General features: G+C 60.3%; 20 protein-coding genes. 7 read left to right on the top strand and 13 right to left on the bottom strand.

Annotated features, from left to right (window positions below; genetic code table 11):
* Positions 1-127: 127 nt before the first annotated feature.
* From ABIE33_RS09220 to hmgA, 6 genes are all read right to left on the bottom strand, one after another.
* On the bottom strand, positions 128-1309 hold the full coding sequence (locus ABIE33_RS09220) for an acetyl-CoA C-acyltransferase (protein WP_429124113.1): 1182 nt from the start codon (positions 1307-1309) through the stop codon (positions 128-130).
* Between the two features lie 160 nt (positions 1310-1469).
* Positions 1470-2354 carry a formyltetrahydrofolate deformylase gene (gene purU, locus ABIE33_RS09215; RefSeq protein WP_429124111.1) on the bottom strand — a complete coding sequence of 295 codons (885 nt, stop codon included), beginning with the start codon at positions 2352-2354 and terminating at the stop codon, positions 1470-1472.
* A 163-nt stretch (positions 2355-2517) separates the two neighbouring features.
* A complete protein-coding gene (gene maiA / locus ABIE33_RS09210) occupies positions 2518-3156 on the bottom strand; it encodes a maleylacetoacetate isomerase (protein WP_429124109.1) in 639 nt (212 codons plus the stop codon).
* Between the two features lie 32 nt (positions 3157-3188).
* Positions 3189-4205, bottom strand: a complete 1017-nt coding sequence (locus tag ABIE33_RS09205) for a fumarylacetoacetate hydrolase family protein (protein ID WP_429124107.1) — start codon at positions 4203-4205, stop codon at positions 3189-3191.
* A 12-nt stretch (positions 4206-4217) separates the two neighbouring features.
* The gene (locus ABIE33_RS09200; RefSeq protein ID WP_429124105.1) at positions 4218-5087 is read right to left on the bottom strand and encodes an MBL fold metallo-hydrolase; all 870 of its coding nucleotides are present in this window, start codon (positions 5085-5087) and stop codon (positions 4218-4220) included.
* Positions 5084-6451 carry a homogentisate 1,2-dioxygenase gene (gene hmgA / locus ABIE33_RS09195; RefSeq protein WP_429124103.1) on the bottom strand — a complete coding sequence of 456 codons (1368 nt, stop codon included), beginning with the start codon at positions 6449-6451 and terminating at the stop codon, positions 5084-5086. Before hmgA ends, ABIE33_RS09200 begins: the two co-directional genes overlap by 4 nt.
* A 176-nt stretch (positions 6452-6627) precedes the next feature.
* Between hmgA and ABIE33_RS09190 the strand changes: the two genes are divergently transcribed.
* On the top strand, positions 6628-7095 hold the full coding sequence (locus ABIE33_RS09190) for a MarR family winged helix-turn-helix transcriptional regulator (RefSeq protein ID WP_429124102.1): 468 nt from the start codon (positions 6628-6630) through the stop codon (positions 7093-7095).
* Between the two features lie 3 nt (positions 7096-7098).
* On the opposite strand, the gene ABIE33_RS09185 is transcribed toward ABIE33_RS09190, so the two are convergent.
* Entirely contained in the window at positions 7099-7578 is a 480-nt protein-coding gene (locus ABIE33_RS09185) for an Lrp/AsnC family transcriptional regulator (protein ID WP_429124100.1), read from the bottom strand.
* A 151-nt stretch (positions 7579-7729) separates the two neighbouring features.
* On the opposite strand from ABIE33_RS09185, the gene hppD reads away from it, so the two are divergent.
* Positions 7730-8842, top strand: coding sequence for a 4-hydroxyphenylpyruvate dioxygenase (gene hppD, locus ABIE33_RS09180; RefSeq protein WP_429124098.1), 1113 nt, complete (start codon positions 7730-7732; stop codon positions 8840-8842).
* A 105-nt stretch (positions 8843-8947) separates the two neighbouring features.
* On the opposite strand, the gene ABIE33_RS09175 is transcribed toward hppD, so the two are convergent.
* The 6 genes from ABIE33_RS09175 to ABIE33_RS09150 form a co-directional block, all read right to left on the bottom strand.
* Positions 8948-9916 (bottom strand): glycoside hydrolase family 26 protein, encoded by a 969-nt coding sequence (locus ABIE33_RS09175; protein ID WP_429124096.1) that lies wholly within the window; start codon positions 9914-9916, stop codon positions 8948-8950.
* A gap of 1 nt (position 9917) precedes the next feature.
* On the bottom strand, positions 9918-10454 hold the full coding sequence (locus ABIE33_RS09170; protein WP_429124094.1) for a DUF995 domain-containing protein: 537 nt from the start codon (positions 10452-10454) through the stop codon (positions 9918-9920).
* Between the two features lie 59 nt (positions 10455-10513).
* The gene (locus ABIE33_RS09165; RefSeq protein ID WP_429124092.1) at positions 10514-12469 is read right to left on the bottom strand and encodes a glycosyltransferase family 2 protein; all 1956 of its coding nucleotides are present in this window, start codon (positions 12467-12469) and stop codon (positions 10514-10516) included.
* On the bottom strand, positions 12466-13449 hold the full coding sequence (gene galE, locus ABIE33_RS09160; protein ID WP_429124091.1) for a UDP-glucose 4-epimerase GalE: 984 nt from the start codon (positions 13447-13449) through the stop codon (positions 12466-12468). Before galE ends, ABIE33_RS09165 begins: the two co-directional genes overlap by 4 nt.
* A 1-nt stretch (position 13450) precedes the next feature.
* Positions 13451-14491 (bottom strand): UDP-glucuronic acid decarboxylase family protein, encoded by a 1041-nt coding sequence (locus ABIE33_RS09155; RefSeq protein ID WP_429124089.1) that lies wholly within the window; start codon positions 14489-14491, stop codon positions 13451-13453.
* Positions 14492-15222: 731 nt separating this feature from the next.
* The gene (locus ABIE33_RS09150; RefSeq protein ID WP_429124088.1) at positions 15223-16023 is read right to left on the bottom strand and encodes a LuxR C-terminal-related transcriptional regulator; all 801 of its coding nucleotides are present in this window, start codon (positions 16021-16023) and stop codon (positions 15223-15225) included.
* A 992-nt stretch (positions 16024-17015) separates the two neighbouring features.
* Here ABIE33_RS09150 and ABIE33_RS09145 point away from each other — a divergent pair.
* The 5 genes from ABIE33_RS09145 (at position 17016) to ABIE33_RS09125 (ending at position 24835) form a co-directional block, all read left to right on the top strand.
* The gene (locus ABIE33_RS09145; RefSeq protein WP_429124087.1) at positions 17016-18011 is read left to right on the top strand and encodes a fibrinogen-binding protein; all 996 of its coding nucleotides are present in this window, start codon (positions 17016-17018) and stop codon (positions 18009-18011) included.
* A gap of 159 nt (positions 18012-18170) precedes the next feature.
* Entirely contained in the window at positions 18171-20333 is a 2163-nt protein-coding gene (locus ABIE33_RS09140) for a hypothetical protein (protein WP_429124086.1), read from the top strand.
* A gap of 22 nt (positions 20334-20355) precedes the next feature.
* Positions 20356-22818 carry a type I secretion system permease/ATPase gene (locus tag ABIE33_RS09135; RefSeq protein ID WP_429124084.1) on the top strand — a complete coding sequence of 821 codons (2463 nt, stop codon included), beginning with the start codon at positions 20356-20358 and terminating at the stop codon, positions 22816-22818.
* Positions 22819-22820: 2 nt separating this feature from the next.
* Positions 22821-24170 (top strand): HlyD family type I secretion periplasmic adaptor subunit, encoded by a 1350-nt coding sequence (locus tag ABIE33_RS09130; protein ID WP_429124083.1) that lies wholly within the window; start codon positions 22821-22823, stop codon positions 24168-24170.
* A 170-nt stretch (positions 24171-24340) separates the two neighbouring features.
* Complete coding sequence (locus ABIE33_RS09125; RefSeq protein WP_429124082.1) at positions 24341-24835, top strand: hypothetical protein; 495 nt, start codon at positions 24341-24343, stop codon at positions 24833-24835.
* The last annotated feature ends 148 nt before the right edge of the window (positions 24836-24983 follow it).

The raw sequence follows: 24983 nt of genomic DNA, 5'->3' as shown, positions 1-24983 counted from the left end.
ATCAATTGGTCCGCGTCCCCTCTCTCCGCCTGCGGGGAGAGGGTTAGGGTGAGGGGCAAATGCGCAGAGCTTTGCATCGGCCATCAACCAAGCCGCTGGAAAACCAGCGGAGACGTCGGCCTGCGCGTTACTGCAACAACTCCAGCCCGACGGCCGTCGCCTCGCCGCCGCCGATGCAGAGCGAGGCGATGCCGCGCTTGACGCCCTTGGCGCGCATTGCGTGCAGAAGCGTCACCATAATGCGAGCGCCGGAAGCGCCGATCGGGTGGCCGAGCGCGCAGGCGCCGCCGTGAATGTTGACGATATCGTCGGAAAGGCCGAGGTCGCGGACGGCGGCCATGGCGACGACGGCGAAGGCTTCGTTGATCTCATAGAGGCCGACGCTGTTCTTTTCCCAATCGAGCTTTGCCAGCAGCTTCTCGATGGCGCCGATCGGCGCGGTGGTGAACCAGGCGGGTTCCTGCGCATGACCGGCATGGCCGGCAACGATCGCCAGCGGCGTCAACCCGCGCTTCTCCGCCTCGCTTGCGCGCATCAGGATCAGCGCCGCGGCGCCATCGGAGATCGAGGACGAATTCGCTGCCGTCACGCTGCCGTTTTCGCGGAAGGCCGGCTTCAGCTTCGGGATTTTCGCCGGATCCGCCTTCCCGGGCTGCTCGTCGCGATCGAGCGCCACCGTCTGCCGCTTGCCGGCGCCGCTGATCGCAACCGTCTCCTCGACAAACGCGCCATCCTGCAATGCCTTGACGGCGCGCTCCAGCGAGCGCAAGGCAAAGGCATCCTGGTCCTCGCGGGAGAACTGATAGTGCTCGGCAGTGTCTTCGGCGTAGGTGCCCATCAACCGGCCGGAATAGGCATCCTCGAGACCGTCGAGAAACATGTGATCCTTGACTTCGCCATGGCCGAGGCGAAAACCGCCACGTGCCTTGGGCAAGAGGTAGGGCGCATTGGTCATGGACTCCATGCCGCCGACCGCAAGCGCCGAGGCACCGCCGGAAAGCAGCGTATCATGACCGAGCATCAGCGCCTTCATGCCCGAGCCGCAGACCTTCGAGATCGTCGTCGATGGTGTTTCCATACCGAGGCCGGCGCCGAGTGCCGCCTGACGCGCCGGGTTCTGGCCGACGCCCGCGGGCAGAACATTGCCCATCAGCACTTCGTCGACGGCATCGAGGCCTGCGCGCTCAAGCGCCGCCTTCAGCGCAATGGCGCCGATCTCGGGCGCCGTCAAATCCTTGAGGCCGCCCTGAAAGGCGCCCATCGGTGTGCGTGCCGCCGAAACGATGACGACCGGGTCAAGCTTGTCCATGTCTTCCTCCTGCACCGCCTCTCTCGCGGCTGGAAGCGACTATAGCGCAGCGATTGTGCAGTGCAACGCGACTTGTTGGTGCCGGTGATCACTTCGGTTTAGCAGAGCTCCATCGCCGGGACGAAGCCCGGCAATGAGAGGTCAAGCTGTCGGCCGGCAATCAGCCCATGCGTTCGGAAGCGTAAGAGCCGGGGCTCGCCGGGAAGACGACGACGCGATTGCCGTTGATGAAGCAGCGATGGTGGATATGGGCGTGCACGGCGCGCGCCAGCACCTGGCTTTCCACGTCGCGGCCGATCGAGACGTAGTCTTCGGCGCTCTGGGCATGGGTGATGCGGGCGATGTCCTGCTCGATGATCGGGCCCTCGTCGAGATCCTCGGTGACGTAGTGCGCCGTCGCGCCGATCAGCTTCACGCCGCGCTCATAGGCCTGCTTGTAGGGGTTGGCGCCCTTGAACGACGGCAGGAAGGAGTGGTGGATGTTGATGATCCGACCGGACATCTTCTTGCAGAGCTGGTCGGAGAGAACCTGCATGTAGCGGGCAAGCACGACAAGATCGGCATCCGTCTGCTCGACGATCTCAAGCATGCGCGCTTCGGCTTGCGGCTTGTTCTCCTTGGTCACCTTGATGTGGTGGAAGGGGATGTCGTGGTTGACGACGACCTTCTGGTAATCGAAGTGGTTGGAGATGACAGCGACGATATCGATCGGCAGGGCACCGATCTTCCAGCGGTAGAGCAGGTCGTTGAGGCAATGGCCGAAACGCGACACCATCAGCACCACCTTCATGCGCTCTTCGCTGTCGCGGATCTCACAGGTCATGTCGAAGCGCTTGACGACAGGCGCAAAGCCTTCCCTCAGCTCGTCGAGCTTGATGCCGTCCTGGCTGATGAAGGTCAGGCGCATGAAGAACAGGCCGGTCTGCAGGTCGTCGAACTGCGAGCTGTCGGTGATGTAACAGCCTTTTTCCGCGAGATAACCGGTAATGGCAGCAACGATGCCGCGGGTGGACTTGCAGGTGACGGTCAGCACATAGCTTTTCATCGGTATCTGTCTCTCGCTCCAGAGGTTTTTCCGGCCCCCCTTATACGGCCAGTCACGCGAAAACTAGCGCGGCCTTCGACCGCCTGTCGATCCATTCGCGACATCGGCTGGACGGAACCGGCCAGACGGCACCGGTGCGACATTGCAATGGGAGTTGGGTTGCCTAACGCGGGGTGCGGTCGGGATGGGCGCGGGCAAAGGCGTCGATCTCGGCGCAGCGCTCGTCGATCGCGACAAGTCGCGGGCAGGCGGAAAGATCGACGTCCCAGCGCCGGGCATTATAGACCTGCGGCACCAGACAGAAATCCGCCATCCCGGGGGTCTCGCCGTGGCAGAAGCTCCCGGTTGACGGGTGATCGAGCAGGCGCTCGAAGGCAACCAGCCCCTCGCCGATGAACTTGCGCATCCAGTCGCGGCGCGCCGCCTCGCCGTCTGCGGCACTGGCCATGACGAAGGAGACGACACCGAGGTTGCAGACGGGATGAATGTCCATGGCGATGGCATAGGACAAGGCGCGCATGCGCTGTCGCCCGATGGCGTCATCGGGAAGGAAGCCGGTCTTCTGCCGCGTTTCCGCCAGGTATTCGATGATGGCGAGCGATTGCGTCAACCGCTCGCCATCGATGTCGAGCACAGGCAAAAGCCCCTGCGGATTGCGGTCGAGATGCTCGGCCTGGCGATGGGCCCTGGCAAGCAGGTCCACCGGCACCGAGCGGTAGGCTTCACCGAGGCTGTTCAGCGCAATGCGGACACGGTAGCTCGCCGACGACCGCCAATAGTCATAGAGAACGGTCTCGGCCATGCTGCTACCCTCGTCGCGTGCGCTGCCCACAATCAGGCCTTTTCGTAAGGCCCGACCGACTGCTCGATCGCACCGAAGATCGAGTGGCCCGCCTTGTCCTTCATCTCGATGCGCACGATGTCGCCGAAGCGCAGGAAATGCGTCTTGGGCGCGCCGCCTACGATCGTTTCGATCATGCGCAGCTCTGCAATGCAGGAGTAGCCGGCGCCACCTTCGGAGACCGGCTTTCCAGGGCCGCCGTCGCGCTTGTTGGAGACGGTGCCCGAGCCGATGATCGTGCCCGAGGAGAGCGGCCTTGTCTTCGCCGCATGGGCGATAAGCTGGCCGAAATCGAAGGTCATGTCGACGCCCGCTTCGGCACGGCCGAAAGGCTTGCCGTTGAGATCGACATGAAGCGGCAGATGCAGCTTGCCGCCGTCCCAGGCATCGCCCAGCTCGTCCGGCGTGACGGCGACGGGCGAGAAGGCCGACGACGGCTTCGACTGGTAGAAGCCGAACCCCTTGGCGAGCTCGGCCGGGATGAGACCGCGCAGCGACACATCATTGACGAGCATCACCAGGCGGATGGCGGCGCGTGCCTCCTCGATCGAGGCGCCCATCGCCACGTCGTCGACGACGACGGCGATCTCGCCCTCCATGTCGACGCCCCAGCTTTCATCAGCCATCAGGATCGGATCGCGCGGCGCAATGAAGCTGTCGGAGCCGCCCTGGTAGATCAGCGGATCGGTCCAGAAGCTCGCCGGCATCTCGGCGTTGCGGGCTTTTCGCACCAGCTCGACGTGATTGACGTAGGCCGAACCATCCGCCCATTGATAGGCGCGCGGCAGCGGCGAAAGCGCATCGTGTTCGTGGAAGCGGACCGTCGGCTGCGCACCGGTTTCGATGCCTTCGGCAACGCGCTCGAGCCGCGGCCCCGTATGTGCCCAGTCGTCGAGTGCGGCCTGCAGCGTGCGGGCAATATGCCCGACCTCCGAGCAGCGGGTGAGGTCGCGGGAGACGACCGCGAGTTTTCCGTCACGCGAGCCATTCCTGAGTGTCGCCAGTTTCATGCAATCCTCCCTCTACGCAGACGATTCGTCCGCAAGTTCCACAACAAGGCCGTCGGACGCGATCGTCAAGGCACCAGCCCAGCTTTTGCGCGCGGCAGCGGTCCAATGAGCGTCAGTGAACTCAGGGTCGTCGGCCGGAATGAGATGATGCAGCACCAGTCGCCCGACGCCGGCGGCTTCAGCAATCGCGCCGGCTTCCCCGGCAAAGCTGTGGCTCGCAAGCAGGTGCTCCTTCAGCCGGGCGCCGTTGCCGGTGCGGGCCACCAGACGATCGACGCCCTCTGCCAGCATCGCCTCATGCACGAGAATGTCGGCGCCCTTGGCGAAATCGGCGAGCGGCGGGAAGTAGGCAGTGTCGGCCGAAAACACCACGCTCGTCTCCGCATGGTCGAACCGCAGCGCGAAACAATCGTCAACCGGCGGATGATCGACGCGCATCGCCGACACCGTCAGGCCGCTTTCGGCCAAAACCTTGCCCTCGGTAAATTCGACGATGTCGACGAGTTCGCCCAGATCGGGTCGGCCCTCGTCGACGATACGGATATCGATGTCGAATGTCATCGCCTGCAGGAAGCCGCGCCAGTAGTCGCGGGTTCCCGGCGGGCCGAAGACCCTGATGGCGGTGGCAAGACCGGCGGTCCATGCGGTGTGGATCAAAGGCCCGAGCTCGAGCACATGGTCGGAGTGCAGATGGGTGATGAAGATCAGATCCAGCGCCTTGAGGCTGACGCCGGCGTCGGTGAGCCCGCGGGTGACACCGAGACCGCAATCGACGACAGCAGTGCGGCCACCGATCTCAAGCAGGGACGAGGTCGGCGAAGGGCCGCCCGGACGAATTGCCGGACCACCCTTGCTGCCAAGCAGAACCAGGCGTGCCCTCAAGACCAATCGCCTTCCGGCGTGCCGTTGAAGCGCTTTTTCAGGTCCGTCCAGCAGTCGATATAGTTGTCCTGCAACGTCTCCAGTTCGGCGGCGAAGCGGGTCAGCTGCTGCGGGAAGCGGGTCTCGAACATGAAGGCCATCGTATGTTCGAGCTTCACCGGTTTCAACTCGCTATTTGTCGCCTTGTCGTAGCCGGAAGCATCCGGTCCATGCGCCAGCATCATGTTGTGCAGGCTCATGCCCCCGGGCACGAAGCCTTCTTCCTTGGCATCGTAGCGGCCATAGATCAGCCCCATGAACTCACTCATGATGTTGCGGTGATACCAGGGCGGCCGGAAGGTGTGCTCGGCCACCAGCCAGCGCGGCGGGAAGATGACGAAATCGATATTCGCCGTTCCCTCTTCGCCCGAAGGCGCTGTCAGCACCGTGAAGATCGACGGATCGGGATGGTCGAACAGGATCGCGCCGACCGGCGAGAAGGTCTTCAGATCGTATTTGTAAGGCGCATAATTGCCGTGCCAGGCGATGACGTCGAGCGGCGAATGGCCGATCTCGGTGACGTGAAAGGCGCCGCACCACTTCACATGCACGCGGCAGGGCGTTTCCTTCTCCTCGTAAGCCGCAACCGGCGTCTTGAAGTCGCGTGGATTGGCAAGGCAGTTGGCGCCGATCGGGCCGCGATCCGGCAGCGTGAACTTGGCGCCGTAGTTTTCGCAGAGATAGCCGCGCCAGACCTTTTCCTCACCGAGGCGGATCACCTTGAACATCGTGCCGCGCGGCACCAGGCAGATTTCCGAGGGCTCGACATCCATCTTGCCAAGCTCGGTGAAGACCTGGATGGCGCCGCATTCCGGCACGATCAGAAGCTCACCGTCGGCGTTGAAGAAGTAGTCGTCGACCATGTCGGCATTGAAGGCATAGGCGTGCGCCGCCATGCCGCCATGCGTCAGCGCGTCGCCCGCCGTCGTCATCGTGCGGATGCCTTCGAGGAAATTCAATTTTTCCGACGGCGCCGGCAGCGGCCCCCAGCGCAATTGGCCAAGCGCCAGCGAATGATCGGCCACGTGCGGCGCGGTCTTCCAGTGCGGATAGTCGATCTTCTGGAAGCGCCCCGTGTGGCGCACGCTCGGACGAATGCGATAGAGCCAGGAGCGCTCGTTGGTGCCGCGTGGTGCGGTGAACGGCGAACCGGAGAGCTGTTCGGCATAGAGCCCGTAGGCGCATTTCTGCGGACTGTTCTGGCCCTGCGGCAAGGCGCCGGGCAGGCTCTCGGTCTCGAAATCGTTGCCGAACCCCGGCATGTAATCAAGCGACTGATCAGCGGCCGATCCCGCGCCCGCCTGCTTCTGTGCCTTGTCCAACATGGCTTGAACCTCCTCCTCTAATGCCCGCCCCACCGATGATCACGGTTGATCCCGGAAGGCGTCGGCACGTTCAATGCGTCTGGGCGCCGCCTCAAATCCGAATGGACGGTAGCGCGCTGCCGACCTATTAGTTGCAATCGTAACTATCGATTTTGTAACTATCAAGGATGCCACAGATGGCCGCTGATGGCTTCGAGCTCAATGCGTTCCTGCCCTACAGACTGAACCGCGCCGCCGAGTTCGTCGCCGTGCGCTTCGCGGCCGAATACAAGGCGCGCTATCAGTTGACGCGCCCGGAGTGGCGCACGCTGGCAGCCCTTGGGAGTTCGGCTCGCGCCATGACGGCGACGGAAGTCGGCACCCATTCCGCCATGCACAAGACCAAGGTCAGCCGCGCCGTCTCGGCGCTCGAGGCGCGGCGCTGGCTGAAGCGCAGCGAGGACGAAGACGACCGCCGGCTGGAGCACCTGGAACTGACCATGGCCGGCCGGCTAGCCTATCGCGAACTGACCGAGCTTGCCACCGCCTACCAGACGCAACTGGGCGACCTGATCGGCGCCGGTGGCTTGAAGGCACTGTCCGCCGGCCTTGAAGCGGTCGAGCGGGCGATCGACAGAACCGAGAGGCGCCCTTCCCGCCGGTAAGACTCAGCCCTTCATGCGTTCCGGGATCGGCACGCCCTGAAAGCTTTTCAAGGTATCGAGCACGATCGACGTCTTGACGTGCTGCACGCTGTCATGCGGCAGCAGCACATCGTTGACGAAGCGCGAAAGCCCGGCAAGGTCTGACGTCACCACCCGCAAATGATAGTCCATCTCACCTGTCAGCGCGTAAGCCTCCAGGACCTCCGGCAGGCTGGAGATCAGCTTGCCGAAACGCTTGGCATTGTCGCGGTTGTGCGTGGCGAGTGTCACCGAAATCACCACCATCAGATCGAGCCCGAGCTTCTGCCGGTCGATCTGCGCCTGATAGCCGGTAATGAAGCCTTCCGCCTCCAGGCGGGTGCGCCGGCGCGAGCATTGCGACGGCGAAAGCGCGATACGCTCCGATAGTTCGTTATTGGTGAGATGTCCGTCGCGCTGCAGTTCGCTGAGGATCTTGAGATCGAACCCGTCAAGCTGCTCCATTCATGCATCCTTATACAGTATTTCGCACGTTTCGTGCGTCACCCTGCCCAAAACTTGCAAGAATACAAGCATCATGCATCGGATTTGCGTCATACTCCAGCAAAGTTTGGAGGCCAGAGCGATCTGGAGAGCTTAAAAGAGGAGACTTCCGATGGGCCCATTCCCGCATGATGCCCCGCCCGCAACGATCACGGCGGAAAACCCGGCCGGTACGGATGGCTTCGAATTCGTCGAATTCGCCCATCCGGAGCCGGAGAAGCTCGCCGAGCTCTTTACCCGCATGGGCTATAGTCCTGTCGCGCGGCATAAGACCAAGAATATCACCGTTTGGCGCCAGGGCGACATCAATTACATCCTGAACGCCGAGCCGGGCTCGCATGCCATGCGCTTCGTCGACGAGCACGGCCCCTGCGCCCCGTCGATGGCCTGGCGCGTCGTCGATGCCAAGCACACCTTCGACCACGCGGTCTCCAAGGGCGCGATCCCCTATACCGGCACCGACAAATGTCTGGATGTTCCGGCGATCGTCGGCATCGGCGGATCGCTGCTCTATTTCGTCGAAACCTACGGCGCCAAGGGCTCGGCCTATGAGACCGAATTCGAATGGACCGGCGAGCGCGATCCGAAGCCGGAAGGCGTCGGGTTCTATTATCTCGACCACCTGACGCACAACGTCTATCGCGGCAACATGGACAAGTGGTGGGCCTTCTACCGCGAACTGTTCAACTTCACCCAGATCCATTTCTTCGACATCGACGGCCGCATCACCGGCCTCGTCAGCCGCGCAATCACCTCGCCCTGCGGCAAGATCCGCATTCCGCTGAACGAATCCAAGGACGACACCAGCCAGATCGAGGAATATCTGCGCAAGTACAAGGGCGAAGGCATCCAGCACATCGCCGTCGGCACCGAAGGCATCTACGATGCCACCGACAAGTTGGCGGACAATGGCCTGAAGTTCATGCCAGGCCCGCCGGACACCTATTACGCCATGTCGCACGACCGTGTGCACGGCCATGACGAACCGATCGACCGGATGAAGACGCACGGCATCCTGATAGACGGCGAAGGCGTGGTGAACGGCGGCATGACGAAGATCCTGCTGCAGATCTTCTCCAAGACGGTCATCGGACCGATCTTCTTCGAATTCATCCAGCGCAAGGGTGACGAAGGTTTCGGCGAGGGCAATTTCCGCGCACTGTTCGAATCGATCGAGGCCGACCAGATCCGCCGCGGTGAACTCGGACCGCAGGCTGCCGAGTAATACGGCCAGCGCCTCGGCTCTTTTGCAGTGGCGCTAAATTCAAACCTCAGCGAAAGCCTCTCGCCCTCCAGCGAGGGGCTTTTCCATGTCTGAGGCCATACGCAATCAGTTCGTTGCGTCGTTGACCACGCGCCAGTTCGGCCGACCGAGATTATGCGGCCATTCATGCACGTCCCGATCGTTGAAGTAGACGACCTCGGCGAGGTTGGGGAAATCCGGATCAGGCTGGGTCGCCGTGTCGATCCAGGGCTGCATGTAGGGTTTGCCGCCCTCCCAGCCTAGCTCGGCGACCCAGATCGGTTTGTTGTATTTGGCGACAAGATCGTAGCCGGGTTTCAGAGCCTGCTTGAAGGTGTGCGGCCCACCGTATTCGATCGCGTCGAACGGCTCGAGACCGAACACTGAAAGACCGACGAGATCGACATAGTCGTCGCCGGGATAGTACTCGCCAAGATTCGGCATGCCCTTGGGCGACCACATCAGCTGCACATTGGGTACTCGTTTGCGCACGATATCCATCGCGTGCTTGTAGGCCTTGACGTAGTCCTGCGGCGCCCATCCCGCCCAGGAGAACCGCCCGGACGTGTCTTCCATTTCCTGTCCCCAGCGCACGATGACCGGGCTCTTCAGCTCGGCAAGCATGCTGGCGATCGCTTCCATGTTGGCGTCGTATTCGCCTCTGAGCGTCCGGTCGCGCAACTGGTCAGGTGTCAGCTTCCAGTCGAGCGACCAGGACCACGGCTCGATGGTGACCAGCAGCTTGCGCTTGCGCTGAAGCGCATAGGCGTCGGCGATCCGCAGCGATTCCAGATCCACGTCTTCCCATGGCAGAAACAGGGCCTCTGTCGAGACATCGGTCTGGCCGCCGAAATCGCCGTGCGGATCATAGGCGCCGAACCGCGTTCCGCCGGGATGGATGACGGGGCGCTTGTCGGCCATTGTCTGTGTCTGACCTGCATTACCATTGGCGGCAAGATCGGCCTTCTCCTGTGCCCAGGCGGAGACGAGGCCTGCGCCGGCCCCCAGATGCAGGGCAAACACAGTGCATAGGGCGAATGCCAATTTGCGTTTCATGTCATCCTCCTGTGGCGGTTCGACCGCTCTTCTTGACCAGCAATTGGTCTTTCAGGCGTAACGCCCTTTCCGTGATTGCATCGGAAGCGACGAGTTTCCTGTATTCGTCGCCGGGCTTCGGTTTTGCATGTTTGAAGACGTACCACTCGCCATTCGGCACGCGCCGCTGGTAGATCGTGTCGCCAATCCTGCTGTGGCCGAAGCAGGTGCGGGCCGGGCCGGAGCCGTCGGCCGCCGTCCACCTTGCCTGCATGCACATCATGCCGAGGTCGCTGACATACCAGTTGCCTTCCGCAAACGAGCGTTTGCCCTTGTCGTTGACGAAAGCGACCAGCTTCCTGTCATGTGCGGTAAAGCGAGCGCCGCCCGTCGGCCATTGCCAGGTCTTGTTCCGGTAGAGGGAATAGACCTCGTAGGCGCTCAACGGGATCGGCTTGATCTCCATCTTCGCCCTGGCCGGTTGTGCGCCCGTATAGGTCGCTAAGGCTGCGAGAGGCAGCAGAAGCGGCAGAAGCAATACATTCATGGACCGTTTCATCCCTTTTTCTCCTCGCTTGAGGGCCGTTTGCAGTGCGAGAGGCCTGCGGCACGCTGCGCTTACAGCGATGCCTGAAGCCGACCGACCTTGCCTGTCACCCTCGTCTCACGTACCTCCGGCAAACCGGAGCCTTTCCGCAGCCCGTCTGTCGCGGACGGCGAAAACCCTTTCCATTTCAAACGAAAACGAACGACCCTGAGGTCCGACCCGCCCTGCCCGGCACCGGCGACCGAAAACTTCGCTTCGGTCAGCCTGACAAATCCGAGCCCCTGCGACAGCGCCTCGGTGGCCTCTGCGCCATGGCGGATGGCCGACTGCCCCGACAGCAGCGAGATGACCAAGAGGCAGCCACCGGTCAGCGCCGTCATTGCCGTGCGAGGAACGAGAGCAAGGCGGTTTTCCCGCGCATGCTGGACATGGATGGTGGCAGCCAGGCCGGCATAAACAAGGGCATTGATGCCGGTAAATATATAGAAGCCGCGCGCCGTCCCGGCGTCGGAGACGAACCACAGAGCAAGAGCAGAGCCGAGCGAAAGCAGGAGGTAGGGCATCATGACGCGCAGCGGCAGGGGCGCTGCCGGCCCTGTGCCCTTGGGCGTGATGCGGAAATCGACGAAGGAGCCGCTGATGTGATCGCGCATGGCCGCGGCGCAGCCGAGCAGCGACCACGGCCAACGGGCAAAGAGAAACAGCATGCCTTCCCAGCTGAGAACCCGCGCATCAAAAGGACGGAACGTGCCGGTGGAACGCCAGAAATAGGCGAGCGCGACCAAAACCAGCGACAGCGGCGCAAAATGCAGCACGAAGTCCGGATAGGTGGCGGCGACGAAGCTACGGCCCATGACGAGTGCGATGATCGGCATGACGAACATCAGCGCCATGAACAGCGAAAACAGCGGATACCAGAGCTGCGAAAAGACAAACTGGAACTTCAGCCGCATCGGCAGCCGCGGCACGTAGATTGGCGAATACTTGAGCAGGATCGTCACCAGGCTGCGCGACCACTGGAACTCCTGGATGACGAGGTCCGCAAAGGTTGCGGGTCCGTCCCCATGAGCAATTGCATGCAGGGCATGCACGCCCTTCCAGCCGCCGGCGTTCATCAACAGCGTGGTCGAATGGTCTTCGGCAAGCTCTGGTCCCAGACCGCCGACCTCTTTCAGCGCCTTGGTGCGGACGGCATAATGCGAGCCGATGCAAAGCGGCGCCCAGCCGTTGTTGTATCCTGCCTGTAACGAGCCATGCAGGCTTGCTTCAGCGTGGAGACGGCCGCGCGCAGACCAGCTGCGGGCAGCATTGGCATCGCAGATGCTCGGCGCCGAGACGTAGCCAACCTTTGGGTCGTTGAACGGGCGCAGCACCTCGATAAGATAGGTCGGCTCCGGCACGTGATCGGCGTCGAACTGGGCGACGAAATCGTAACGGTCATAGCCGTAGTGATCGTAGAAATAGGCGAGGTTTCCCTCCTTGCAGCGGGTGCGCCGCGGCCAGGTGGCGCGGTGGTAATCAGCTACCCCTTTGCGCGTCGAAATGAACACGCCTTGCCGCGCGCACCAGTCGATCGTCTCGGGCGACGGATCTTCGTCCGCCAGCCATACGTCATAGTCGCAGCCGATCTGATCGAGCATTGCCAGCAGCGTCTTGCGGACAACAGTGAAGGGCTCCGACGGTGCCTTGGTCACGACCATGGCGATCCGACCGGTGGGGACGGCCCGGCCGTTCTTTCCCGCGACCTTTGCGCCTGCGAAGATAAAGATGAAATAGGCCGGCAGCAGCGTGATCCAGCCGACCACGATCGTAATCATGACGTAGGATGGCCAATGGGTGACATGGGCAGGATCAAGCCACCACGCCCAGAAGAACAGGAATGCCGACAACCAGGCCGCGATGCCGACGCCGTTCAAAATCCGCATGCGCGTCGAAAAGAGCGACACGAGCCTAACTGGGGCATCGTTTGACGGCGCCATCAACGCATCGGACCCGAAGGATGAGGCGGATGAGATCTTGTCTGTCATGACCTTACCTCCAATCCGAAACCGGGGGCAGCCGTTCTGATGATGGTTTCGATATCGGACAGCGACGGCCGGAAGCCGAGCGTCCGGCGTGCCCAGGTGGTATCGGCATAAAGCACCGGCGGATCACCGGCCCGACGCGCCAGGAGCTGCACCGGGACCCGCCTGCGGGTCACCCGGTGGATGGCGTCAATCACCTGCCGAACCGACGTGCCGTGGCCAGAGCCGAGATTGGCCTTGAGCGGGTCACCGCCGTTGCGCAGGTAGTCGACGGCGGCAACATGCGCCCCAGCCAGGTCCGTGACGTGAATGTAGTCGCGGATGCAGGTGCCGTCGGGCGTATCGTAATCGTCGCCGAAGACGTCGAGCCTGTCGACGCGGCCGGCTGCAGCCATCAATGCCCGCGGGATCAGATGGGTCTCGGGGTCGTGGCGCTCAGTCAGTTGCCCATCGGGATCGGCGCCGGCAGCATTGAAATAGCGCAAGGCAACGGAGCGGAACCCATAGGCCCGGGCATAGTCGCCGAGCATCAGCTCGATCATCAGTTTCGTGCGGCCATAAGGGTTGACCGGAAGCTGGATCGTGTCCTCGGTGATCGGCAAACGCGGCGGCACACCATAGGTCGCGCAGGTGCTGGAAAAGACGATGCGCGCCAGCCCCGCCTGGCGGCAGGCCTCCAGCAGCGAGACGCTGCCGGCGACATTGTTGCGATAGTACTTTCCAGGATCCTCGACCGATTCTCCGACATAGGCGGAGGCGGCGAAATGGATCAGACATTCGGGCTTGAAGGTCCGGACCGCCTCGACGATCCGACCCGTGTCTTCAAGCCCCCCCTCGACCAGCGGTCCCCAACGGACATTGGTCCGGTGCCCCGTCGACAGGTTGTCGTAGACGACCGGCAGGATGCCGGCCTCAGCGAGGCGCTTGCAAGTGTGGCTGCCTATGAAGCCGGCTCCGCCGGTGACAAGAACGACGCGCGACATATCATACCGCCTCTCCCGCCACGGCGAGATCGGATGTGCCGACGCGGCGATCGAAATAGGCGATGGCGCGTTGAAGCCCTTCGCGCAGCGAGACCCTCGGTGCCCAGCCGAGCTCGGCCATGGCCTGCGAGATATCCGGTCGGCGTTGACGCGGATCGTCGACGGCAGCCGCGCGGTGCACGATATGGGAGCGCGAGCCGGTCATCGAGCGAACTATCTCGGCAAGTTCGAGAACCGTGAACTCGCCAGGATTTCCGAGGTTGATCGGACCGATGCAGCCGTCGTCCGCAATCGATAGCCGGAGGAACCCCTCGATGAGATCGTCGACATAACAGAAAGAGCGCGTCTGCTGGCCGTCGCCATAAATCGTCAGGTCCTTGCCAAGCAACGCCTGCACCACGAAGTTCGAAATGACCCGTCCGTCGTCGGGACGCATGCGCGGGCCGTAGGTGTTGAAGATCCGAGCAACCTTCGTCTTCACCCCGTAGGTGCGGTGGTAGTCGAAGAACAGCGTTTCGGCGGAGCGCTTGCCCTCATCGTAGCAGGCGCGCGGCCCGATAGGATTGACGTTGCCGAAATAGCTTTCGCGCTGCGGACTGTGCAGCGGATCACCGTAGACCTCCGAAGTGGAGGATTGCACGACTGTCGCGCCGGTAGCACGGGCGTTTTCCAGCACGTTCATGGCGCCGAGCACGTTGGTCATCAACGTTCCCACCGGGTCGGCCTGATAATCCGGCGGAGACGCCGGTGAAGCAAAATTGAAGATGACGTCCACGTCAAAAAGGAAGGGTTTGCGGACATCGTGCTCCACGATGTGGAAGCGGCTTATCTCGCTGAGATGAGAGAGGTTTTCTCGCCGACCAGTCGAGAAATTGTCGAGGCAGACAACGCTGTGCCCCAGAGAAAGAAGTCTTTCGCAAAGATGTGACCCGAGAAATCCGCCGCCTCCGGTCACCAGTACTCGCTTCGGTATACCTGCTACCTTCTTCAGAAAATCCTGTCCGCCGACAACCGGCAGCTCACCACGAACGACCTGGCGCATTACACACCTCCAATTATTATACACACCATTGCATCTGGTGATTGGAGACGAGGCGTGACTGAAAGCTAAAATAAGGAAATATTCTTTATCAAGAATTCAAATCACGACCCGACAATATAAAAACAATACACAGAAGGACCACGAATCCTTCTTCATTAATTTAATATGTTAGATAATTAGCAAATAATTAATACATAGTCAATACGGAATTTAAATAACAATAAAAAATGCCATACATAATCAAGTTACAACAATTAAACTTGTACCAAATTTGAAAGAAAATATTAGAAGGCATGACAAAATATATATAGATATCGAACAGATATAATTACACATGCCGGAATGGGTGCGTTAAACACAGAAATTGGAGAATAACTACTCCGTCATTCCACCATCAGGCATCGACGACATATCGGATCTACGCCATATGGCCACGCTTCCCCGTACCTCTGTCTGCGACACGCGATACTCGCCGCCACGACAAAACATGCGGCGCCCACCTGGGCCACCACAACGAACATCACAGATGACGCGAGAGTACTTGGGCTACTGCATGTTTCCTTAAATCGTATTCGATTTAAGGAAACATGCAGCAATTCAAAATGCTACAGCGACCTTTGCGCGTCCAATAAGACGCGCGGCGCTGTAGGCACACGCCCAACGCAAACCGGCCCTCAAGTTCGCCAATTGGCGATGAGCAACGGAAGCATCATCCCCGACGTCTGCCTGCGTCAGTTTTTCCAGCGCGATGAAAACGGTCCCGCCGCGTGTTCGGAATCCGCATCGGTGGTAAAATAGCGCGATGCTGCTTCCGTCCGGTTTCGCACGTTCATCTTCTTGTAGATGTTGCGAACGTGAACCTTCACGGTGTTTTCCGACAACCCAAGGCGATCGGCGATAATCTTGTTCTGGGTTCCCATGCAGATCAAATCGAGGATCTGCACTTCGCGGGTTGTCAACCCACCCAGACTTGCCTCCCGCCGCCGCTTTCCGGCATTCGCATAGACAGCACCATCCGACGCCTCCGCCTGCCGGCCATAAAGTTTGGTCGAGGTATAGGGGTCTACCGAAAGCCGCCGCAACAGCGCAGCCGGGAAATGCTCGCCCCCCTTCATCAGCAGATCGATCGCCGCAAGGCAGACATCGAGGTGCAGATTGAGAGGAAGCACGCCATGGATCAACCGCTCTTCAACAAACCCGGCGATCGACGGATCGAGCTCTTCGGCACTGTCCACCACCAGCCCGATCGAGGCCTTGGGATGAAACTCGTGAATGGTCCGCAGGATTGTTGGGAATGTCTTGGCGGACATGCGGTATAGCATAATAAGGGTTACGTCGACGAGATTACCGTCGAGCAAATTGTCGGGGTCGGAAAGACTAACGATGTCGTGCCCAGGAAACCGGGAGCCGATGGCCTGCATCAGGCACTCGGCGAACAGGTCGATCTTGGCAAGCATGACAATCTTTTTCTTTTGCGACAAAGCCTTGTTGTTATCTTCAAAATCGCCCACGTTATGGCCTTCAGGATGCATTACGCCCTCCTCGGGTTTCCCATTTATTTTTATGGGTGCGCCAGCCTGACTTGGAGTTACGCCCATCTCAGCAAATTGATTCATGACCAGTGGATAGCGCGAACCCTCCCCACAGACGGAAAATTCGCAGTAGCTAATGTATCGTAAAGGTTGGAGGGGTGGAACAACCCAAAAGGATTAGAAGCCCTCCAGAAAGCCCCTTAAATCGTTCTAATTAGAACCATCTTTGGGCTATTCTTTAACCAAATGTATAACCCGACCGTATCCGAAGCGCTGAACGGGCTTTCAGCCTAGACTAACTCAGCCATTCATATCGTTCATTTCCATCGGCAGCGCCGGCCCGCAAACCGTCTGTGCGCCAGCCCACGCCACCGGAAATAGCTTCTCTGCAGAGAGAGCCTTAGGCAAATACCTAACAATACTTCCTAGTAGCTATCTCTGGGGTGAGCATTACACTCCACGCGATGGCTGGCAAGACCTCTCTGCGCTCTGACGCACAACTTAGCCGCGATGACCAGGGGTTGCGACAGATCGATTTTTGCAAAGATTAACAAACCCTTGCCATCCGTAATCCCCACCCAAAAACCCGAAAAACCGCAGATAATCCGCCCAGAAATGGGTCTACTAGCTCCAATTGATGTCTATCGTCCCATCGCATTCAGCGCCACACTCCTCCCATCGCACTTGAGTTTCGTGTGATCCGAGCCCGGTAACTGTGTGTGCGTCCTGGCTCGCGGCCCGTGTGAATGCGTAAGCGTAGTGAAGCGTAAATCAGTATTAAAAACAACGCCATTGTCACACGTAATGATTGAGTGCAGGATTTAACCTGCCGCTATTATATACTTAAAATAACACTGAAATATATCGAAACCCAACAGATGAATATCCCGCGGGAGCATCATCTGAACTTCAAAAAAGAGCCAGCCCCGGATGAAAACCCCATAAAAGATGTAGGGGTTTCGGTGCTGGCTCCTTCTCAGGAGGAGAACCACATGTCCGCACTTCTCGACGATAGCATCAAGGCCGATGATGATCTGAAAGTCGGCGCTCTCGCCGATGGGCTGGCAACCAGTGCCGCCAATGATCTTGACGTAGACGATGGCTCAACGAGTAACGTTGGCATCGGCAACGGCAACCATTCCACCGACAATTCGCAGGACAACGACACCAAGACGGACGTCGACGTTGATGTTGACACCGACATCAAGACCGAAGCCAACGAAAACGGCGACAACCGTAACAATTATACCGACAGCTCGACCGACTACGATTACGACTACGATTACAAGGACAACAGCAAGGTCGAAACCGATATCGACCAGAAGAACAATGGTGACAACCGCGACAATTCCTATGAATGGGATTACGACAGCAAGGTGACCACCAAGACTGATATCGATACGGATATCGATACCGACATCAAAACCGAAGCCAACGAAAACGGTGACAACCGCAACAACTATTCGTCATCCGACAACGACATCATCAACAAATCGGACGACGACTTTGCCACGCTCAAGGACGTCAAGGACTTCGACAACCTCGGCATCGCCGGCGGCGACCTCACCTTCAATATCGGCGACGACTTCTCGTTCAACCTGAACGTCGACCACATCCTCAACAACTCGCTCGAAGGCGCCGGCAACGACACCGGCTTCAGCGTGGTGCAGGCCAACAACCTTGCCGATCAAGACGCGGCCTACGACTTCAGGATGAACAACTCGGACGCCAACAACGACCTGCGCGCCGACGGCGGGCACTCGGATGGTGGCGACGGTCTGAACTTCGACACCAAGTCGGATTGGGACCTCGAGGCCGGCGACGGCATCAACGGCAGCACGACGTCTGACGCTTCGGCTATCCTGGCAAATTCCGGCTTCCATCAGGAAATCGTCCAGGGCGCGAACCTCGTCAGCAACGCTGTCGACTCCAGCGTCATCGGCGGCAATTCGCACACCACAGATGTCGGTCACGACACCGACAGCTGATCGATCCATTTTCACAAAAGAAGACTGCACCGGCCCCGCGCGGCCGGTGCAGTCGCGGAAATTTGATTTCGGATCGGTTCGTTTCTTTTTACCGGGGCATTCCTGTCTAAGCCCGCCGAAGTCTCCCTTTGATGCGGAAAAAAGGGAAGGATCGGGACGATGCATACGGAAAGACTGAATGAAATCATTGCGCATTTCATCGGCATGTTCGAAGCGGATACCGATGAAGCACGGCTGCGAGCAAAACAGCTCGAAGGCGGCGATCTCAAGGAAGCCGTGCAGCAGGTCGAAGACGGCGATACAAAGTCGGCTGACTTTGCATCCTCATTCCAGCTGAACGACTACGATCCTGAAGTGCTCTATAGAACCCCCTCCCATGAGATTGCCGATGTGGATCTGTTCGGACGGATCCGCGGCTTCGGCGACCATTTTGCCGATGCCGTCGCCCAGTACGGCAACGCCGTTCCGGTGAAACTGTTCAGCAGCTTCGGCCAACCCGACGGTGCACCTGTCGAAGACAAGCTGATCGTCCACGACGGCCCGGGCTCGGTCATTGCCCATGTGGTCCAGGCCAACATGGTGCGCGACGACGACGTGCTGAACATGACGGACTCGACCGGGGCCCCGCGCGACACGACCTACGTCACCTACAAGCTCGCCGAATTCAGCGCAGAGGCGACCGAAGCCACTCCATTCGCGCACTACACCCGCGTCGATACCTATGAGGGGCTTTCGAAAATCGCCGACGATCTGTCGGGCTACGCCGCGGCAAACCGGTCGCCGGAACCGGTCGCCTCAAGCGACGAGCCAGACGCCGCCACGGGCACCGATCCTGGCACGAGCGCTGCGCTCACCGAGCAGCCCGCCGGTCCAGATCCGCTCAACGATGAGATCGATCTTCCCCTGACGGTGTCGCCGGACGAATTGCCGGTGGACGACAGCGGCAATTTCGCTTTGGCCGCCGACAGTATCGAGGGCGTCTACGTCAACGGTTTCCGAGTCGACGAGGCCCCGGTTCTTGCCGACCTCATGCCCGATCGTGGACTGGCGCAACCGGTCGCCGATCCCGAAGGCACCGACGGTCCGCTGCAGGAGGAAGACGACAAGAGCGGCAATTCCGTTTACGTCGAGGCCGGCGCCAACATCGTCGCCAATATCGTCAGCATCGTCGAGACCAGCGTCATCGCCCCTGTGACGGCGGTGATGGGCGGCTACCATCAGATCGACGTCATCTCGCAATCCTACGCCTATGCCGACAGTGACGAGCTGGACAAGGTTCTGTGCGACAACTCGGCCGAATCCGCATCGCGCACGGTCGCGATGAACATCGCCCATTTCGGTCGCGAGGCCTATCATTCCTCGTCATCCGATCAGGAAGACGATGCAGCCCAAGCTTCGATCTTCCCGAATTCCTGGCGCGTCAGCGTGGTCGATGGCGATGTTTCCTTCGTTCACTGGGTCGAGCAGTACAATTTCCTGAACGACAACGACACAGTCACCGTGACGACCAGCGGCGTCCAGACCACGGCCCTGACCGGCGGCAACGTCGCGGTGAACCTGGCATCGTTCCTCGGCATCGGCGATCAATACGATCTCGTGATCGTCGGCGGAAAAGTCCTGGATCTGAACATGATCACCCAGGTCGCTGTCTTTTACGACAACGACCACGTCAACGGCATCACCGCCGGCAACGGCATGACCGTGGACCAGAGCGGAAACCTCATCTGGAACCAGGCATCGATCCAGAATGTCGGCGCAAATGATCGCTTCGAGGCGATGCCCGACTATATCGAGAAAGCGGTCGACAACATCAACGATCGCATCAACGAACTGCCTTCGGGCTTCTCGCTCGACCTCAACTTCCAGGGCTATGAAGGCCTGAATATCCTCTACATCACCGGCAATCTCTACGACGTCAACGTCATCAAGCAGATCAGCATTCTCGGTGATGCCGACTCCGTGAGCTATGTCGCCAATAAAATACTGGACGACAATCCGGACGCCGAAATCACAATCCACACCGGCGGCAACGCCGTCATCAACTCCGCTCAGATCATCGACTACGATACCTTCGGTCACACGACCTATGTCGGCGGCCAGGTTTACTCCGATGCCATCCTGATCCAGGCCGGTCTTGTCGATCACGACACCAGCACTCCTGACGTGACCCCCAAGGGAGCCCGGCTCGCCAACGAAGTGATCGCCTTCATCGGCGACGACGACGCGCCGTCGCATCCGACCGAAACGGTGATCGACGCCGGCAACGACATGTCCTGGTCCAACGGCCAATGGAACGACGTCATGCACACGGTGCTGACCTAACAAGAACACGACGGGGGAAGGCATGAACGATCTTTCGAAGTGGCGTAGCGGTGCTGGCAGACCGCCTGCACAGGGCGAGCCGGTTCTGGAAGCGGTCGACGAGCTCGAAGCAGCGTTGACCGACAAGTGCATCGCTGCGATCAACGAGGCCGTGGAAGGACTGCGAAAAGTCGGCCTTGAGATCCGCACGACACTGGACAAAGACGCATCGAAACAGGAAGCCGATTCCGAGCCCGAGAAAGTCGCCGAAGCGCCCGCCGCCCACGACGATTCCGATGCCGAATTGCTTGCCGTTACCCATTCCCTGGCAAACCCCATCCGTCATACCGAGAAGAAACAGGCCGGCTATCATTTCGGCCCCCGGCGCGACGGCGCGTTGTGGCAGAGCCGCGAAAGTGCGCCGCTGCAGGAAATCGAGCCCAAAGTGGCGCCGGTAGAAGCACCAATCGTCGAGGTGCCACTTGCGAAAGCCGCACCGACGCAGGTTTTGCCGGCAGAAACGCAGGAGCCTAAGCCGCTCGATGCGCAGGCGGGCCCGGCTCAACAGGAAATCACCGCTCGTCGTGGCAACGACAGCGACCCGGCCGATGAATTGAAGAGCCGACCGGGTCGCGCTCTGCCGCAGACGATCGACAACGATCCAGGCCCGCTGAAGGAGAACGACCGCCGTCCGACCGTCCGCGACGGTGGCGGCGGCAATGGCGTTCCGACCGATGGCGGTGGTGGCGGTGGTGGTGGTGGCGACAAGCACACGTTCCACAAGCGCATGGGACCGGTCAATTTTGCCGCCAGCCTGCGCAACGGCATGGCCGTCGTCCGCCGCAACATGATGATTGTCATCGCGTTTACCATCGCGATCAACGTTCTGGTCCTTGCCATTCCGATCTATCTGTTCCAGATCTCCGACCGCGTGCTGACGAGCCGCTCGCAGGATACGCTGGTGATGCTGACGATCGCCGTTCTCGGCGCCATCATCCTGCAGGTCATCCTCGATTCCATCCGCCGCTTCATCCTGATGCGCACAGCCGTCGAAATGGAAGTCCAGCTCGGCGCACCAATCCTGAGTGCGGCCGCGAGAGCGTCATTGCACGGTAACGGTCGCGACTATCAGGTGTTGAGCGACCTTCAGCAGCTGCGCTCCTTCATCGTCTCCGGCACCCTGATCTCGTTCCTCGATGCGCCGCTGATGCCGTTCTTCGTCGTGGTGGTCTACATCATCCAGCCGCAGCTCGGACTAATCGTCGTCATGTGCTGCGTGGTGCTGTTCGTGATCGCCTATCTCAATCAAAAGGCAACGTCGCAGCCCTTCAGCGAGGCCAACGCCTTCCTCAGCCGCGCCAATTTCCATCTCGATTCGATGTCGCGCAATTCGCAGATCATCAACGCGCTGGCGATGATCCCGGAAGCCGTGAAGATGTGGGGCCGCGAAACGGCGGGCTCGCTGAAATCGCAGGTCTATGCCCAGGATCGCAGCATCGTCTTTACCGGAGCGTCAAAGGCGGTGCGCATGTTCACCCAGGTCGCCCTGCTCGGCTGGGGCGCGCATCTGTCGATGGACGGGCACATCACCGGCGGCATGGTGATTGCCGCTTCGATCATCTCGGGGCGCGCGCTTGCGCCGGTCGAAGGGGCGATCGAGGGCTGGAACCAGCTCAGCCACTCGCGGGCCGCCTACGGCCGGATCAAGCAGCTGCTGGTCAATTCGCCGTTGAACTTTCCGCGCCTGCGACTGCCGAACCCGGAGGGCCGGCTCGATGTCGAACGCATCCTCTTCGTGCCGCCGCCGCAGAAGCGGGTGATCCTCAACGGCATCTCCTTCTCGCTCAACAAGGGGGAGTCCCTCGCGGTCATCGGCAATTCCGGCTCGGGCAAGACGACGCTCGGCAAGATGCTCGTCGGTTCGATCGTGCCGACCTCTGGCAATGTCCGCCTCGATCTGATGGATTTGAGAAACTGGGACCAGCGGCAGTTCGGCGAAAGCATCGGCTATCTGCCGCAGGACGTGCAGCTCTTTCCCGGCACGATCAAGGCCAACATCTCGCGCATGCGCGACGATGTCGACGACAGCGCAATCTTCGAAGCGGCCGTACTCGCCGACGTGCACGAGTTGATCGCGTCGTTCCCGCAGGGCTACGAGACGATCGTGGCCGCGGACGGTGCGCCGCTCTCGGGTGGTCAGAAGCAACGCATTGCACTGGCACGCGCCTTCTTCGGCAACCCCAAATTCGTGGTGCTGGACGAGCCCAATTCCAATCTCGACACCAATGGCGAAGCAGCCCTTGCCCGGGCGCTGATGCATGCCAAGAAACAAGGCATCACCACCGTCACCATCACCCAGCGCCCCGCTTTGCTGCAATGCGTCGACAAGATCATGGTTCTGAACGAGGGCACCGTTGCCATGTTCGGTGCACGTGCCGACGTGCTTGCAGCCATCGGCGCAAAGCCGAAGGACGAAAAGTCCGCACCCCGTATCGCCGGAGAATGACCATGAGCCGCGAAAAAAAGAACGCTGCCGAAGAACATGCCGTCGAGTGGTATTCGGAGGTGCCGCGATCGATCAAGCTGCACAGCCTGGCCGGCCTCGCGTTGATCGTCGCTTCATTCGGCGGCTTCGGCTACTGGGCCTTCGCTGCACCTCTGGCAGCGGCAATCATCGCCCAGGGCAGTTTTGTCGCCAACGGCAACAACAAGATCATTCAGCACCTCGAGGGCGGCATTATCGAGCAGATGCTGGTGGACGAAGGCGACAAGGTCAAGACTGGCGACATCCTGGTCAAGCTCGACCAGACGCCGTCGCGCGCCAACGAACGCGCGCTCAACCTGAAGCGGCTGCGTCTCGAGGCAGTGGTCGCGCGGCTGCGCGCCGAGGCCATGGGCAGCGATACGTTCAAGATCCCGGACATCGTCAAGAAAGAGGCAAGCGATCCCGATATCCACGCGATCATCGAGAGCCAGAACGTCAACTTCCACAGCAAGAAGATCAAGCTCGACGATCAGCTGAACCTCATCGACCAGAACATCAAGTCGTTGGAGTTCCGAGCCAAAGGCTACGAGCGCCAGCAGGAATCGTTCACCAAGCAGCTGGATATCCTCAACGAGGAGCGGGCCGCCAAGAGCAAGCTTGTCCAAGGTGGACTGACCAAGAAATCGGAACTGATGGCGCTCGACCGTGCTGCCGCGGACGCCATGGGCGAAATCGGCAGACTCGACGCCGAGGTCAAGGAGAGCCTGTCGCAGATCGATCGCTATCGCCAGGAGGCGGTGATCGCCGTCAACGCCAACAAGCAGGCGGCGCTCGATGGGCTTGAAGCCGCAGAAGCCGATCTCGATGGCGTGCGCGAACAGTTGCGCGAGGCAAGCGAAGTTCTCGGCCGTGCCACCATCCGTTCGCCCGTCGACGGCACCGTGGTGCGCAGCTATTTCCATACCGCCGGCGGAGTGATCGCGACTGGCAAGCCGATCATGGAAATCCTGCCGGCCAATGTGCCGCTGATCATCGAGGCGCAGGTGCTGCGGACCTCGATCGATCAGTTGCGAGTGGGCGAGGACGCGACGATCCGTCTGTCGGCGCTCAATCGCCGCACGACGCCAGTGCTGAGCGGCAAGGTCTTCTATGTCTCGGCCGATTCCGTTGAAGAGATGAGCGGCGGCCAGCAGCGAGATGTCTACATCGTCCGCGTCGAGGTTCCCGTCAGCGAGATCCACCGTATCCACGGCTTCCATCCGGTGCCCGGCATGCCGGCGGAAGTGCTGATCACGACGTCGGAGCGCACGTTCTTCGAGTATCTGACGAAGCCGATCACCGACAGCATGTCACGCGCCTTCAAGGAAACCTGAAGGCGAAGTACGGGGGGCGGAGATGACGACGGGGCTAAGCAGAATGGGACCGCAGCTTTCGCTGTTTCACCAGCGATCTGCCAACGCCTTGAAGGCTCGGTCATTTCCGTCAGAATGGTTTGCGCCGATGACAGCAGCGCGTCATCGATGGCGCACAGGGGAGACGTTCGATGGCAGCGATACAAGAGGTGCTTCTGCTTGTCGGCCGCCTCAACTATGTCTGGACCAACACCGAAAGCCTGCTGATCTACATCATCGCCCACCTGCTGAACGTCGACAAGGAGCAGGCGATCGTGGTCTTTCTGACCTTGAACACGACGCGCGCCCGCATCGATCTGACCGAACGCCTGGCCAAGCTGCCGGCCACCCCGGTCGACACGCGCGACAGCGTTCTTTCGATCATGGACCGGCTGAAACAGCAGTCGAAGATGCGCAACAAATACAACCACTGCATCTATTCCTTCGACGAGCAGGGCGAGATCTCCAGCACGCAACTGATGCGCCTGGTCGAGGGCGACAAGGACATTCGCTACGGCAAGGTCGAGCAACTGGACGCCCGCGAACTGGAGCGGCTCGAAGCCGCCATTCAGGAGATTACCGAGATCAGCAAGAGCCTCTGGGCCTTCATTCGCTCACGGCCGAACTTCGACGAGCGTTCGATCTAGAGACGGAAGCGCGACTGCCACCGCCGGCAATCGATGCCCACTATTCGGATAATATCATTAGCACAACAAATCTAAGTATTGACTAGTACACAAGGTAATTTTGAAGAAAATTCATTCGAATATATGCTTACAATGAGAAGTATTTTTC

Source organism: Ensifer sp. 4252 (assembly GCF_050434565.1).
Classification (GTDB): Bacteria; Pseudomonadota; Alphaproteobacteria; order Rhizobiales; family Rhizobiaceae; genus Ensifer.
The sequence above is the reverse complement of the archived record's forward strand: the minus strand, read 5'-3'. Positions and strand labels throughout refer to the sequence as shown.